This is a genomic window from Polaromonas sp. Polasp52 (assembly GCF_059491565.1).
The window spans coordinates 346,335-360,398 of the sequence record NZ_CP168513.1 but is presented as its reverse complement, the minus strand read 5'-3'; the positions used below and the strand labels follow the sequence as shown (position 1 = coordinate 360,398).

Annotated in this window: 12 protein-coding genes and 1 riboswitch; of the genes, 4 read left to right on the top strand and 8 right to left on the bottom strand. The window is 66.6% G+C overall.

The features are described 5' to 3' along the window. Positions 1-21: 21 nt before the first annotated feature. The 3 genes from ACEN9P_RS01730 to ACEN9P_RS01720 form a co-directional block, all read right to left on the bottom strand. Positions 22-603 carry a class I SAM-dependent methyltransferase gene (locus tag ACEN9P_RS01730; protein ID WP_495620910.1) on the bottom strand — a complete coding sequence of 194 codons (582 nt, stop codon included), beginning with the start codon at positions 601-603 and terminating at the stop codon, positions 22-24. Continuing rightward, positions 600-1,412, bottom strand: coding sequence for an SDR family oxidoreductase (locus tag ACEN9P_RS01725; protein WP_074577733.1), 813 nt, complete (start codon positions 1,410-1,412; stop codon positions 600-602). Before ACEN9P_RS01725 ends, ACEN9P_RS01730 begins: the two co-directional genes overlap by 4 nt. Before the next feature lie 186 nt (positions 1,413-1,598). Continuing rightward, entirely contained in the window at positions 1,599-2,819 is a 1,221-nt protein-coding gene (locus tag ACEN9P_RS01720) for an MFS transporter (RefSeq protein ID WP_413330204.1), read from the bottom strand. A 189-nt stretch (positions 2,820-3,008) separates the two neighbouring features. On the opposite strand from ACEN9P_RS01720, the gene ACEN9P_RS01715 reads away from it, so the two are divergent. From ACEN9P_RS01715 to parC, 3 genes are all read left to right on the top strand, one after another. Further along, the gene (locus tag ACEN9P_RS01715; RefSeq protein ID WP_495620909.1) at positions 3,009-4,979 is read left to right on the top strand and encodes a DNA topoisomerase IV subunit B; all 1,971 of its coding nucleotides are present in this window, start codon (positions 3,009-3,011) and stop codon (positions 4,977-4,979) included. Next, on the top strand, positions 4,979-5,851 hold the full coding sequence (locus ACEN9P_RS01710) for a lytic transglycosylase domain-containing protein (RefSeq protein ID WP_495620908.1): 873 nt from the start codon (positions 4,979-4,981) through the stop codon (positions 5,849-5,851). Before ACEN9P_RS01715 ends, ACEN9P_RS01710 begins: the two co-directional genes overlap by 1 nt. 140 nt (positions 5,852-5,991) lie before the next feature. Continuing rightward, on the top strand, positions 5,992-8,349 hold the full coding sequence (gene parC, locus ACEN9P_RS01705) for a DNA topoisomerase IV subunit A (protein ID WP_495620907.1): 2,358 nt from the start codon (positions 5,992-5,994) through the stop codon (positions 8,347-8,349). A gap of 46 nt (positions 8,350-8,395) precedes the next feature. Here the strand turns inward: parC and ACEN9P_RS01700 are convergent, their stop codons facing one another. The 4 genes from ACEN9P_RS01700 to ACEN9P_RS01685 form a co-directional block, all read right to left on the bottom strand. Then, entirely contained in the window at positions 8,396-8,905 is a 510-nt protein-coding gene (locus ACEN9P_RS01700) for a 6,7-dimethyl-8-ribityllumazine synthase (protein ID WP_495620906.1), read from the bottom strand. A 92-nt stretch (positions 8,906-8,997) separates the two neighbouring features. Beyond that, positions 8,998-9,243, bottom strand: a riboswitch (FMN riboswitch). A 108-nt stretch (positions 9,244-9,351) separates the two neighbouring features. Continuing rightward, a complete protein-coding gene (locus ACEN9P_RS01695; protein WP_413330199.1) occupies positions 9,352-9,804 on the bottom strand; it encodes a RidA family protein in 453 nt (150 codons plus the stop codon). Positions 9,805-9,929: 125 nt separating this feature from the next. Further along, entirely contained in the window at positions 9,930-10,898 is a 969-nt protein-coding gene (locus ACEN9P_RS01690; protein ID WP_477664375.1) for a tripartite tricarboxylate transporter substrate binding protein, read from the bottom strand. Between the two features lie 33 nt (positions 10,899-10,931). Next, positions 10,932-12,107 (bottom strand): threonine synthase, encoded by a 1,176-nt coding sequence (locus ACEN9P_RS01685; RefSeq protein WP_495620905.1) that lies wholly within the window; start codon positions 12,105-12,107, stop codon positions 10,932-10,934. Positions 12,108-12,190: 83 nt separating this feature from the next. Here ACEN9P_RS01685 and ACEN9P_RS01680 point away from each other — a divergent pair, with 83 nt between their 5' ends. After that, a complete protein-coding gene (locus ACEN9P_RS01680; RefSeq protein WP_495620904.1) occupies positions 12,191-13,126 on the top strand; it encodes a LysR family transcriptional regulator in 936 nt (311 codons plus the stop codon). Here the strand turns inward: ACEN9P_RS01680 and ACEN9P_RS01675 are convergent. Continuing rightward, a complete protein-coding gene (locus ACEN9P_RS01675; RefSeq protein ID WP_495620903.1) occupies positions 13,113-14,048 on the bottom strand; it encodes a transglutaminase family protein in 936 nt (311 codons plus the stop codon). The genes ACEN9P_RS01680 and ACEN9P_RS01675 overlap by 14 nt on opposite strands. Positions 14,049-14,064 lie beyond the last annotated feature (16 nt).

Sequence of the window (14,064 nt, the reverse complement as noted above, 5' to 3'; positions counted from 1 at the left end):
ATCCTGCATTCTACCCAGAGCCTAGGGCAGGAAATAGCGCGGCGGTGCGGGCAAACCCGCAGTCGCGGCGGTTTCGCGGACGGCGGCGATGCGCTGGATGAAGCGCTGCGGGTTTTCATGGAAGCCTTCCTCGAAGGCTACTACCCGCAGGCCCGCGCAGATTTCCAGCAATTCGCCGCTGCGCAGCAAAAAATCGGGCCGCGAGGGCTTGCCCACGGTCTCGTTGCCCTGCGTAAAAGTTTCGTAAATCAGCACGCCACCCGGTGCCAGGCCGGCCAGCAGGGTCGGCAACAGCGGGCGCCAGAGGTAGTTGGTGACGACGACCGCGTCAAACTGGCGGCCCGCAAAAGGCCAGGGGCCGGCTTCAATATCGGCCACCACGGCCTCGTAAGCCGCTGCCGGGAGGGTGCTTGTAGCGGCCTCCAGGGCTTCCCGCGACCGGTCCACCAGCACCAGGGGGTGGCTTCGCCCGTGAAACCAGCGGGTATGGCGGCCATAACCGCAGGCGACGTCCAGCACCACGCCGCCTTCGCGCACCAGGTGCGACCAGCGCCGCACCCAGGCGGAGGGCGGCTCCGTTCCGTGCGGCCTGGGGTCCGTCAAAGTGGTTTCACCTCATCCTTGAGCGCCGCCAGCGCCATCGCCTCGACCCGGCCGGGCGCGATCAGCTTGAGCCAGCGGCCCAGCTTGCCCTTGGCCGTCATGACCACCTCGCGGTCCCGGCGCTCCATGCCCTGCAGGATCAGCCGGGCGCATTCCTCCACGCTCATGGCCTTGTCTTCCTTGAGCCCGCTGGAGCCCGCGGCCACGCCCGCCGCGTTGAAGCCGCGGTGGCGGATGTGGGTGGCGACCACGCCCGGGTAGGCGGTGGTCACGCCGACCCCAGCGCCCTTCATTTCGGCGCGCAGCGCCTCGAAAAATCCCACCATGGCGAATTTGGTGGCGCTGTAGGCCGTGCGGCCCGGCACGCCTATCAGCCCGGCCAGGCTGGAAACGGCGACGATGCTGCCGTGGCGCAGCCTCAGGTAGGGCAGGGCGGCATGGGTGCACCAGACGCTGCCCCAGAAGTTGATGCGCATCAGCTGCTCGTACCAGCCCAGGTCCTGGGCCTTGACGTCCTCCAGCAGCGCCTGCGCCGACATGCCGGCGTTGTTGATCAGGGCGTCGATATGGCCGAAGCGGCCGACGGCGGCATCCACCAGGTGCCGGCATTGGGCCTCGATGGACACATCGGTCTTGACGGCCAGGGTTTGCGCGCCGTGCGCGGCGCACTGGTGCGCGACCTCGTCCAGCAGCGTTTCATTGCGCGCGGCCAGCACCAGCGCCACGCCGGCGCCATGGGTTTTGGCCAGCTGCCGCGCCATTTCCGCGCCTATGCCGTCCGAGGCGCCGGTGATGATGATGGTTTTCATGATGTCCTCTTCCCGCTTTTTTTGGGGGCGCGGCCCCCATCACTCGCAAAACCGCCGGGCAGGCCCTAAAAGCAAGCCCAGATCTGGTTGGCGAGTGTGACCAGGAATTCCGGCCGTGTGTAGAGGGCAAACACCCCCAGCGACGCGATGACCGCGAGCGCCCACAGGCCGGCTTTTTTGGCCATCTCAGGCCCCTTGCGGCACGCCGGCGCGTGCAATCGGCGCCTCGCGTACCGGCAGGTTCACCAGGGCGGCAAACACGCCCAGCGCGATGGCGATGTACCAGACGATGTCGTAGCTGCCGGTGCGGTCATATAAATAGCCGCCCAGCCACACGCCCAGGAAGGAGCCGATCTGGTGGCTGAAGAAAATAAAGCCGCCCAGCATGGACAAATGCTGGATGCCGAAGATCTGCGCCACCACCGCGTTGGTCGGCGGGATGGTCGACAGCCACAACAGGCCCATCAGGCTGGCGAAGATATACACGCTCAGCGGGCTCAGCGGCGCCGCCAGGAACACGGCGATCACCACCGCACGCGAGAAATAAATCGTCGCCAGGATTTTCCGCTTGGCGATCTTCTGGCCCAGCGAGCCGGCGATATAGGTGCCGAAAACATTGAACAGGCCTATCAGCGCCAGCGCGTAGCTGGCCACCTGGGGCGACAGGCCCTTGTCCTTGAGGTAGCTGGGCATGTGCACGCCGATGAACACCACCTGGAAGCCGCAGACGAAATAGCCGGCCATCAGCAACTGGAAGCTCGGGTACTTGAAGGCCTCGCGCAGCGCCTGGCCTATGGTCTGCTCGCGTTTGGCCGGCTGGCCGCCGGCAAAGCCGCCTTCGCGCAGGCCCAGCGCCAGCGGCGCGATCAGCAGCACGGCGCCGCTGAGCACCAGCAGCGCTTCCTTCCAGCCCAGGCCACTGATCAGCAGGCCTTCGACCGGCACCATCAGGAACTGGCCAAAAGAGCCGGCCGCCGCGGCCACGCCCATGGCCCAGGAGCGCTTTTCCGCCGGGATGTTGCGGCCTATCACGCCGTAGATCACGGCATAGGTGGTGCCGGCCTGCGCGGCGCCTATCAGCACCCCGGCCGTCATGGTGAACAAAAAGCCCGTGGGCGACAGCGCCATGCCCACCAGGCCCAGCCCGTACAGCAGGGCGCCGCCCACGATCACGCGGAAGGCGCCGAAGCGGTCGGCCGCCATGCCGGCGAAGATGCCGAATACGCCCCAGGACAGGTTTTGCACCGCCAGCGCGAAGGCAAAGGTTTCGCGCGTCCAGCCCTGGGCCTGGGTGATGGGCTGCAGCCACAGCCCGAAGCCGTGGCGTATGCCCATGGACAGCGTGACGATGGTGGCGCCGCAGATCAGCACCTGCAGCATGGAGAGTTTTTTGGTGTCGGTGGTCATGGGTGGCCGCCGCAAGCGGCGAAAAAAGGAAAAGGCCCGGGTGGCCAGGAGACGATTCGCCGACTGTAACGAAAATGGCAAAACGCTGCCGCGCCGCGCCAGGTTTCCACGCCCGAATCGGGTCGGCTGTATGTCCATACAGTGACTTTTGCGGCCCGGACTACAATTGCGGCAATTCTTTCAACTGCCATGGCCGACAAACTACCCACCGAATATTCCGAAGGTTCGATCCGCGTGCTCAAGGGCCTGGAGCCCGTCAAGCAGCGCCCGGGCATGTACACCCGCACCGACAACCCCCTGCACATCATCCAGGAAGTGCTGGACAACTCCGCCGACGAGGCCCTAGCCGGCTACGGCAAGAAGATCAAGGTCACGCTGCACAGCGACGGCTCGGTCAGCGTGGACGACGACGGCCGGGGCGTCCCCTTCGGCATGCACCCGGAAGAAAAAGCGCCCGTGATCGAGCTCGTATACACCCGGCTGCATGCCGGCGGCAAGTTCGACAAGGGCAAGGGTGGCGCCTACAGCTTCTCGGGCGGCCTGCACGGCGTGGGTGTCAGCGTAACGAACGCGCTGTCCAAGCGCCTGGAGGTCACCTCCTACCGTGAAGGCATGGTCGCCCACCTGGTGTTTTCGGGCGGCGACGTCACCGAAAAGCTGCACCTGCGCAAAAACGGCGACGGCGACCGCAAGACCGGCACCACGGTCCGGGCCTGGCCCGACGCCAAGTACTTCGAGTCGGCGGCCTTGCCCATGGCCGAGCTCACCCACCTGCTGCGCAGCAAGGCCGTGCTCATGCCCGGCGTCACCGTCACGCTGACCAACGAGAAAACCAAGGACACCCAGACTTGGCTCTACAAGGGCGGCCTGCGCGACTACCTGATGCAGACCCTGACCGGCGACCCGGTGATCCCGATGTTTGAAGGCGAGGGTTTTGCCGACACCCAGCACGACAGCTTCGCCGAAGGCGAGGGCGCCCAGTGGTGCGTGGCCTTCACCGAAGACGGCCAGCCCATGCGCGAGAGCTACGTCAACCTGATCCCGACCAGCGCCGGCGGCACCCATGAAAGCGGCCTGCGCGACGGCCTCTTCAATGCCGTCAAAAGCTTTATCGACCTGCATTCGCTGCTGCCCAAGGGCGTCAAGCTGCTGCCCGAAGACGTTTTTGCCCGCGCCAGCTATGTGCTGAGCGCCAAGGTGCTGGACCCGCAGTTCCAGGGCCAGATCAAGGAGCGCCTCAATTCGCGCGACGCGGTGCGCCTGGTTTCCAGCTTTGTGCGCCCGGCGCTGGAGCTGTGGCTCAACCAGCACGTCGATTACGGCCGCAAGCTGGCCGAACTCGCCATCAAGGCCGCGCAAACCCGCCAGAAGGCCGGCCAGAAGGTCGAAAAACGCAAGGGCTCGGGCGTGGCCGTGCTGCCCGGCAAGCTGACCGACTGCGAAAGCCGCGACCTGGCGCACAACGAAGTCTTCCTGGTCGAGGGCGACTCGGCCGGCGGCAGCGCCAAAATGGGCCGTGACAAGGAAAGCCAGGCCATCCTGCCGCTGCGCGGCAAGGTGCTCAACACCTGGGAGGTCGAGCGCGACCGCCTGTTCGCCAACACCGAAATCCACGACATCGCGGTCGCCATCGGCGTGGACCCGCACGGCCCCAACGACACGCCCGACCTCAGCGGCCTGCGCTACGGCAAGGTCTGCATCCTGAGCGACGCCGACGTCGACGGCTCGCACATCCAGGTGCTGCTGCTCACGCTGTTTTTCCGCCATTTCCCCAAATTGATCGAATCGGGTAATGTGTATGTTGCGCGGCCGCCGCTGTTCCGGGTGGACGCGCCGGCCCGGGGCAAAAAGCCGGCATCCAAGTTTTATGCCCTTGATGAAGGCGAGCTGACCGCCATTCTGGATAAATTGCGCAAGGACGGCGTGAAAGAAGGCGCCTGGAGCATCAGCCGCTTCAAGGGCCTGGGTGAAATGAGCGCGGAACAACTCTGGGAGACCACACTCAATCCGGATACCCGCCGTTTGTTGCCCGTGCAACTGGGCAACCAGGATTTCCTGCAAACCGAGACCCTGATCACCAAGTTGATGGGCAAGGGCGAAGCTGCGGCGCGCCGCGAACTGATGGAGTTGCACGGTGACGCCGTGGAAATTGATATTTGATGAACCTGACTGAGACTCTTCTTTCCTTTCTGCGGCGGCCCCTGCGCGCGCTGGGCCTGCCGCTGGCGTTCATGGGCCTGGCCGCGCTGTTCGCGTCTCCCGCCCATGCCGACATCTGGGGTTACGTCGACAAGGACGGCATCGCGCACTTTTCGGCCGTGCGGCTGGACGACCGTTATGAACTCTTTTTCCGCGGCAGCGAAAGCTTCAGCGCCGACGGCAGCAACACCGGCCGCAGCGGCAAGGCCGTGGGCAGCGGCGCCAACCGTGCCACGGGCGTGGCCGCCGCGCCGCCCAAGCTGCTGGCCTACTTCGATGTGTCGCCCAACTACAAGGCCGTCAAGCACCTGCTGCGCGAGGCTTCGGCCACGCACGGTATTGACTACGAGTTGCTGCAGGCCCTGATCGCCACCGAGTCGGGCTTTAACACCCAGGCCGTCTCGCCCAAGGGGGCGGTCGGGCTGATGCAGCTGATCCCGCCAACGGCGGAGCGCTACGGCGTGCGGGCCAGCAAGGATTCCACGGTCCATAAAAAACTGACCGACCCCAAGACCAACATCCGGGCCGGCTCCAGCTACCTCAGCGACCTGATCGCCATGTTTCCCGGCCAGCTCGAGCTGGCGATTGCCGCCTACAACGCCGGCGAGGGCGCGGTGCAGCGCGCGGGCAACAAAATCCCCAATTACCCAGAGACCAAAAACTACGTCAAGACCGTGATGCAGCTCTATAACCACCTCAAGCCTCCCAGCATGATGGCCCCCGGCGGCCGCGTGCGCATGGAGATGATGGGCGGCAACACGGGCCGCGGCAACATGGTGCCGACCACGGTCGCGGCCACCACCACGCCAGAGGCCCCACCCGAGCGGAACTGAGACCCATGCAGCTGGCGTTTCGCCGGACCATCCGGCAGCGCTGCAAAGCGGCGCCTCCTTTTTCTTTTCATCATTCCGTACCGGCGCGCTTAAGCATGCCGGCCCGGCATCAACCGACTTAGCCCCAAGCCAAATTCACGATGGACGATCTCTTTACACCGGACGCAGTCGCCCCCATTCCCGAACCCGCCGACCAGGACTCGCTGGCCGCGTACGCGCAGCGGGCCTATCTTGAATACGCGCTCAGCGTTGTCAAAGGCCGGGCCTTGCCCGACGTCTGCGACGGCCAGAAGCCGGTGCAGCGCCGCATTCTTTTCAGCATGTCGCGCATGGGCCTGGGTTTTGGCGGCGCCAACGGCGCCAGCGGGGCCAAGCCCGTCAAAAGCGCCCGTGTGGTCGGCGACGTGCTCGGCAAATACCACCCGCACGGCGACCAGGCGGCTTACGACGCCATGGTGCGTATGGCCCAGGATTTCAGCCAGCGCTACCCGCTGATCGACGGCCAGGGCAACTTCGGCTCGCGCGACGGCGACGGCGCGGCGGCCATGCGCTACACCGAGGCGCGGCTGGCGCGCATCACGACCTTGCTGCTCGATGAGCTTGACGAAGGCACGGTGGACTTCGTGCCCAACTACGACGGCTCCTTCGAGGAGCCGCGCCAGCTGCCCGCGCGCCTGCCTTTTGCGCTGCTCAACGGCGCCAGCGGCATCGCCGTCGGCCTGGCCACCGAAATCCCCAGCCACAACCTGCGCGAAGTCGCCGACGCCTGCGTGGCACTCATCAAGACGCCCAAGCTGTCCGACGACGAGCTGTTTTCGCTGATCACCGGGCCCGACTACCCGGGCGGCGGGCAGATCATCTCCAGCAGCGCGGAAATCGCGGCCGCCTACAGCACGGGCCGCGGCTCGCTCAAGGTGCGCGCGCGCTGGAAAATCGAGGAGCTCGCGCGCGGCCAGTGGCAGCTGGTGGTGCAGGAACTGCCGCCCGGCGTCAGCACCCAGCGTGTGCTCGAGGAGATCGAGGAGCTCACCAATCCGAAAATCAAGGCCGGCAAAAAAGCCCTGAGCCAGGACCAGGTGCAGCTCAAGCAGACCGTGCTGGCCGTGCTCGATGTGGTGCGCGACGAGTCCAGCAAGGACGCCCCGGTGCGCCTGGTGTTCGAGCCCAAGACCAGCAAGATCGGCCAGTCCGAACTGATCAACACCCTGCTGGCCAACACCAGCCTTGAAAGCTCCTCGCCGATCAACCTGACCATGGTCGGGCTGGACGGCAAGCCGACGCAGAAAACCCTGCGCCAAATGCTGGGCGAGTGGATTGAATTCCGCCAGACCACGGTGCAAAAACGTTCGCAGCACCGCCTGGACAAGGTGCTGGACCGTATCCACATCCTCGAAGGCCGGCAGCTGGTGCTGCTCAATATCGACGAGGTGATCGCCATCATCCGCCAGTCGGACGAGCCCAAGGCCGCGCTGATAGCGCGCTTCAGGCTCAGCGACCGCCAGGCCGAGGACATCCTGGAAATCCGCCTGCGCCAACTGGCGCGGCTCGAAGCCATCAAGATCGAGCAGGAGCTCAAGAACCTGCGCGAAGAGCAGGGCCGGCTCGAGGAAATCCTGGGCAGCCCGGCGGCGCTCAAACGCCTGCTGGTGAAAGAAATCGAAGCCGATGCCAAGCAGTTCGCCGATGCGCGCCGCACGCTGATCCAGGCCGAGAAAAAAGCCGTGCTTGAAGTCAAGGTGCTCGACGAACCTGTGACCGTGGTCATCAGCGACAGGGGCTGGGTGCGTGCGCGCAGCGGCCACGGGCATGACCCGGCAGGTTTTGCCTTCAAGGCCGGCGACGGGCTGTACGGCACTTTTGAATGCCGTACCGTCGACACGCTGCTGGCCTTCGGCTCGCGCGGCCGGATTTATTCGGTGCCGGTGTCCTCGCTGCCCGGCGCGCGCGGCGACGGCCAGCCGCTGACCACGATGATCGACCTCGAATCGGGCACGCAGCTGGTGCACTACTTCGCGGGCCCGTCCAATGCCGCGCTGCTGCTCAGTGCCAGCGGCGGCTACGGTTTCCTCGCCACGGTCGAGAACATGACATCGCGCCTCAAGGCGGGCAAGGCCTTTATCAGCTGTGCCGAGGGTGAAACCATCTGCAGGCCCTCGCATGCCGCCTTCAACAGCGGCGCCACGCCCATGCTGCCTGCCACCCACGTGGCTTGCGCCTCCACGGGCGGCCGCATCCTGACCTTTGAAATCGGTGAACTGAAAATGCAGGCCGCCGGTGGGCGCGGCCTGATGCTGATAGACCTCGAAGCCAAGGACACCCTGGCCGGCGCGGCGGCTTACACCCGCAGCGTGAAGATTGAAGGCATAGGCCGCGGCGGCAAGGCGCGCGAGGAAACCCTGGAAATCCGCACGCTGAACAATGCCCGCGCGGCACGCGCGCGCAAGGGCAAGGCGGCCGACCTGGGCTTCAAGCCCACCGGCGTCACCCGCGTCGAGTAAGAAGTTCGGCGCCCGCCGCCTTGTGAAAAGGGGCGGGCATCCGGCCTCAGGCCGCGAGCAGTGTTTCGAGCTTCCTGAGGCCCGCCACGGTTTCCAGGCAGGCCTGCGCCACTTCCTTGCCCTTGGTCAGGAAGTGGGCGCTGAAGAACTGGCGGTGTTCCTCATGCTCATGGAAATGCTGGGGCGTCAGCACGGCGGAAAACACTGGCACGCCGGTTTCCAGCTGTATGCCCATCAGCGCGCTGATCACCGCGTCGGCGACGAACTCGTGGCGGTAAATGCCGCCGTCCACCACCAGCCCGCAGCAGACTACGCCCGTATAACGGCCCGACTGCGCGAGTTTTTTCGCGTGCAGCGGAATCTCGAAAGCGCCCGGCACTTCAAAGGTGTCAATGGATTCGGGGCTCACACCCTGCCTGGTCATTTCGGCCATAAAGGCGCCGCGCCCCTGGTCCACGATGTCTTCGTGCCAGGACGACTGGATAAAGGCGAAACGCGCCTTGGGTGTACCGCCGGACTGGGCGGTGGAAGGGGAAGAAACAAGGGTCTGACTCATGGATGGCCTCTAACTAGGTGTTACCAGAATCAGGGCGCACGAGCCTGCGGCCGGCCAGGGGCGGGCTGGCGCCCACGGCACAGCCGATGGCATCGCGCTCTCTTTCATCCGGACTGTGACCGTCGGCTTTGGAGTTGAACCAAATCTGCTGACCCCGGATGCCATTCCAATTCAACGCGATATGTCGTTGCGCCGCCTTGTCGTGCTGTAGCACTGCCTGCGGCGACGCGCCTAATCTCGCGCTGAATTGGAAATGGCATAGAACGGGCGCTCGCGGGCTGATGCAGTTACCTGCAAACACCGCCGGTGGGGAATTTCACCCCGCCCTGAGAACGCTGCCCCGGCGAAATGGCCGGGGCGTGTTGAGTTTAAAGGCTCGCGCGAACGGGCGCTCGCCGCCACTTTGCCGGCCCCACAGTGACTGCGGGTGCTTGCGGCGGCAGTGTTTACTCGACTTCCGCGACCAGGTCGATCTCGACGCAGGCACCCATGGGAATCTGCGCCACACCGAAGGCGGCGCGCGCATGCGTGCCGGCATCACCGAAAATTTCAGCGAAAAGTTCACTGGCGCCGTTGGTCACCAAGTGATGCTCGGTGTAGTCGCCGGTCGAGTTGACCAGGCTCACGAGCTTGACGATGCGCTTGACCTTGCCCAGGCCGACGGCGGCTTCGAGTGTGCCCATCAGGTCGATAGCGACCGAGCGCGCCGCCGCCTTGCCTTCTTCGGTTGTCATGTTCTTGCCCAGCTGGCCGACCAGGGGCTTGCCGTCCTTCTTGGCGATATGGCCGCTCAGGAAGACCAGGTTGCCGGTGCGCACAAAAGGCAGGTAGGCGGCGACGGGGATTGCCACGGGGGGCAGGGTGATGTTCAGTGCTTTCAGCTTGTCGTAGGCGCTCATGGTGTTCCCTTGGTTGATGACAGTTCCCGGGGCGGGTGTTTCGGGGAATTGTAGGGCGGGCCCGTCCATGCACCGGCCTGTGGCGCCATGAAAGGAAGTGATGCAGCCCCGGCCGGCGCACCCGCTTATTCGGGTTTGATGCCGGCCTTGCGCACCACGCTGCCCCAGCGGTCCACCTCGCTGCGCATAAAGGCGCGCAGCTCGTCGCGGCTAGAGCCCTTGAGGTCTATGCCCAGCGTGGTGAGCCGCTCGCGCGTCGACGGGTGGGCCAGCGCCGCGACGGCTTCGCTGCGCAGCCGCTCGACGATGTCGATGGGCGTGGTGGCCGGCGCCACCAGGGCCCACCACTGGTTGAACTGCATGCCGTCCATGCCGGCTTCGCGCGCGGTGGGCACCTCGGGCAGCGAGGCCACGCGCGTGTTGCCGGTCACCATCAGGGCCGAGATTTTTCCCGCGCCCAGCAGCGCGCTGGCGCTGGCCAGCGTCGCGAAATGGGCGTCCACCTGGCCGGCCGCGACGTCGGTGAGCGCCGGCGCCGAGCCGCGGTAGGGGATCGCGTTGACCTTGATGCCGGCAGCCGTGGCGAACAGCTCGCTCGAAAGATGGCTGATGGAGCCGTTGCCGCTGTTGGCCAGGGCCAGCGGCACCTTGCTGGCGCGGTAGTGCTTGAGGAAACCCTTGATGTCGCCGTTCTTGTAGGGCCCGCCGCTGGCAAACAGCATCAGCGGCGAGGTGCCGACCATGGAGATCGGCGTGAAGTCGCGCAGCAGGTCATAAGGCATTTTGTTGAACACGGCCGGCGCGATCGCATGCGGCAACTCGACGATGGCGAAGGTATAGCCGTCGGGCGCGGCCTTGGCCGCGGCCTCGGTGCCTATGCGGCCCGAGGCGCCGGAGCGGTTGTCCACCACCACGCTCTGGCCCATGGTCTCGCCCATGCGCTGCGCGACGGCGCGCGCAATCGCATCGGTGCTGCCGCCGGGTGCCCAGGGCACGATGAGGCGCAGCGGTTTGTCGGGGTAGGCCGCCTGGGCGGCGGTGCTGATCAAGGTGGCGCCGGCCAGGAGCAGGGCGATAAGCAATCGGGTCTTCATGGGGAAATCCTTTACAGGTATCGGTTCAGGGAGTCAGGAAAAAGTGTCAAAGGTGTCGCGGTCGCCCTTGGCGGTCAGCAGCAGCAGGGCATGCTCCGAAGGCGCGACCTCGCCGCGGGCGCGCAGCTGCGCGAGCGCGCTGAGGCAGGCGCCCGCGCACAGCTCCACCCACAGGCCTTGCGCGGCCAGCCGGGCGCTGCCTTCGGCGGCGCCGGCATCGTCCACCACCACCGCGCCGCCGCCCGAGCGCTGCACGGCCAGCGCCTGCTGCAGCGTGACGGTGCTGCCGCCGGTGGAAAACTGCGCGGTCCGGCCGGCGAAGTCGGATTGCAGCGGTTCGCCTCCCAGTGCGCGGGCCAGGCGGGGAAAGGGCTCGACCGCCCAGAGGCGCGGCATGCGCACGATCAGCCCGGCTTGCAGCAGGTCGCGCAGGCCGCTGTAAACACCCCAGAGCAAATCGCCGCGCGCGGTGGGCACCAGCACATGGTCGGGGATGCAACCGTCGGCCACACATTCGAGCGCCACCGCGCGGTAGCCTTCGACGCCAAAAGCCGGGCTGCCGACAGCGGGCACGCTGTAGTTGGTCAGCGCAAACGCGCCGTCCTGCTCGACGCGCCGGCGCAGGTGTTCCCAGCGGCCGAAGCCGCGGTCAAAGGTGAGGCGTCTGGCGCCCAGGCGGTGCAGCGCGCGCGCGAAGGGCTCCGGCATGTCGTGGTAGGTGGCGACTTCGCAGGCCAGGCCCGCGGCCGCGCAATAGGCCGCGGCCGACACCGCCGCGTTGCCGCTGGAGGCCAGCACCACGGTTTGTGCGCCCACGTCCAGCGCCCGACTCACGGCCTGGGCCGACATGCGGTCCTTGTGCGAGCCTGTGGGGTTCATGCCCTCGTGCTTGGCCGAGAGCTGGCGCAAGCCCAAGGCGCGCGCAAGGCGCGGCAAGTCCAGGCAGGGCGTGCCGCCTTCGCCCAGGGATATGCCCTGGGTGTAGGGCAGCCAGGCGCCCCACTTATAACCTGTGCTGGCGGCTTTGAGGGTTTTGGGCAGTTCGGCATACACCGCCTCCAGGCTCGCGGGTGCGCCGGCCGTCGCGCAGTGCGGGCAGCCGGCCGGCAGGTCCTGGAGGGGGTATTCGCGGGCGCAGTGGATGCAGCGTAGCCCGGACAGCTGCGGGTTGCGGGCCACGACGGGGGATTCGGAAACAAGGGAATTCATGCGGCCAATGGTAGGAAGGCCGGGGCTTGCCGTGCAGGCATTGTTGGCGATTTAGAATAAGTGAAACTTATAAGGAGATGGCCATGGCCGAAGCAAGCGCGCGCCAGATCGAGGTGTTCCGCATGGTCATGCGGCTGGGCACGGCCAACCGCGCGGCCGCGGCCCTGCATGTGAGCCAGCCGGCGGTCACGCAGCTGTTGCAGCAGCTCGAAGCGCGCGCCGGCCTCAAGCTGTTTGACCGGCCCAAGGGCAAGCTCACGCCCACGCCCGAAGCCCATGCGCTGATGGAAGAGGTCGAGCGGGTCTACGAAGGCCTGGAGGCCGTGCAGCGAAAAATCGTGGCCCTGCAGTCGCACGAAGACACGGTGCTGCGCATCGGCTCGCTGCATGCCATGGCCGCCAGCGTCATGCCCTGGGCCCTGGCCGAGTTCCAGCGCAGCTACCCGCGCACGCGCTGCCTGCTTTTGGTCGACAGCTCCAAGGTGCTGCGCGAGGCGCTGTTTCAGGGGGCGGTGGACCTGGCTTTCCTGGGCGACGAGGCCGACACCAGCGGCCTGGTGTCCTCGCTGTTCTACCAGGCGCCCGCGGTCTGCATCATGCCGGCCGCCCATCCGCTGGCACGCAGGCAGGTGCTGCAACCGCAGGACTTGCAGGAGGTGCCGCTGGTGGGCCTGTCGGCGTCCGATCCGGCGCAGCGGCGCCTGGAAGCGGCACTCGCGCAGGCCGGTGTGCAGCCGCGTTTTGTGATTGAAACCCCTTACAGCGCGACGCAATGCGCGCTGGTGCTGGCCGGCGCTGGGCTGGCCGTGACGAATCCGCTGGTGGCGCGCGAATACCTGGCGCTGGGCCTGCGCAGCGTGCCGCTGGCGGCCGAGGTATGGTTCCGCGCCTTGCTGGCCTTCAAGCCCAAGCAGGCGCAGTCGGGCGCAGCGCAGGAATTTGTGGGCCTGTGTAGGCGCTGCCTGGTGGGCAGCCTGCCCGACGGTTCGCTGCTGGGAGAGTCGCTCAGTTCGCGGTAGCCAGGGACCGGGCCTCGGTCTCGGCCAGGGGCTCCACCGTCACCGCCACGTCGAGGATGTGCTGCGCCCCGCCGCGTATCACGCCGCGCATGGGCGAGACATCGAGGAAGTCGCGCCCCGTGGCCAGCGTGACATAGTCTTCGCCCGGCGCGCGGTTGTTGGTGGGATCGAAGTCCAGCCAGGTGCCCAGGCCCGGGCAGTAGACCGAGGCCCAGGCATGCGAGGCGTCGCTGCCTACCAGGCGCGGCTGGCCTGGCGGCGGGCTGGTCAGCAGGTAGCCGCTCACATAACGCGCCGGCAGGCCCATGGCGCGGCAGCAGGCCACCATGATGTGGGCGAAGTCCTGGCACACGCCCTTGCCCTGCCTGAGCGCCTCGAGCGCCGGCGTGTTGACCTCCGTGCTTTCGCTCTCGTAGGTCATGGTGTCGTGGATGCGTTCCATCAGGTCGCGCGCCGCCTCGGGCAGCGGCCGGCCGGGCAGGAAGCTGGGTCGCGCGAACTCGGCGAAGGCCTCGTCGCGCGGCACATAGGGCGAGGCGAACAGGAATTCGGAGGCGCTGTCATAGGCCGCGCCGGCGCGGTAGCGGAACTGCTCGCGCACCTGCTCCCAGGGCTGCGACACCGCGGCGCCGGCGGACAGGGCGCTTTCGGACTGCAGCGGGTTGAGGGCCGTGGTGGCGACCACGCTGTCGGCCACCACGGTCAGGCTTTCATGCGCGGCCTGCAGCGAAAAATAGCTGCGTGTGTTGCCGTAGACATCCACGGTCTCGCGCAATTGCACGGGCGCGGGGTCGACGCGCAGCGCGTAGCTCAGCAGGCTCTGGCCGTTGCGGCTGGCTGGTTTGAGGTGCACCACATGGTGGGCGTTTTCCACCGCCGGCGCATAGCGGTAGCGGGTTTCATGGACGACGTGCAGCAGCATGGGTTCCGCGTCCGGT

Coding starts and splice junctions, on each gene's coding strand:
- ACEN9P_RS01725 (WP_074577733.1), bottom strand. CDS start 1,412: ATGAAAACCATCATCATCACCGGCGCCTCGGACGGCATAGGCGCGGAA.
- ACEN9P_RS01720 (WP_413330204.1), bottom strand. CDS start 2,819: ATGACCACCGACACCAAAAAACTCTCCATGCTGCAGGTGCTGATCTGC.
- ACEN9P_RS01715 (WP_495620909.1), top strand. CDS start 3,009: ATGGCCGACAAACTACCCACCGAATATTCCGAAGGTTCGATCCGCGTG.
- ACEN9P_RS01710 (WP_495620908.1), top strand. CDS start 4,979: ATGAACCTGACTGAGACTCTTCTTTCCTTTCTGCGGCGGCCCCTGCGC.
- parC (WP_495620907.1), top strand. CDS start 5,992: ATGGACGATCTCTTTACACCGGACGCAGTCGCCCCCATTCCCGAACCC.
- ACEN9P_RS01700 (WP_495620906.1), bottom strand. CDS start 8,905: ATGAGTCAGACCCTTGTTTCTTCCCCTTCCACCGCCCAGTCCGGCGGT.
- ACEN9P_RS01695 (WP_413330199.1), bottom strand. CDS start 9,804: ATGAGCGCCTACGACAAGCTGAAAGCACTGAACATCACCCTGCCCCCC.
- ACEN9P_RS01690 (WP_477664375.1), bottom strand. CDS start 10,898: ATGAAGACCCGATTGCTTATCGCCCTGCTCCTGGCCGGCGCCACCTTG.
- ACEN9P_RS01685 (WP_495620905.1), bottom strand. CDS start 12,107: ATGAATTCCCTTGTTTCCGAATCCCCCGTCGTGGCCCGCAACCCGCAG.
- ACEN9P_RS01680 (WP_495620904.1), top strand. CDS start 12,191: ATGGCCGAAGCAAGCGCGCGCCAGATCGAGGTGTTCCGCATGGTCATG.
- ACEN9P_RS01675 (WP_495620903.1), bottom strand. CDS start 14,048: ATGCTGCTGCACGTCGTCCATGAAACCCGCTACCGCTATGCGCCGGCG.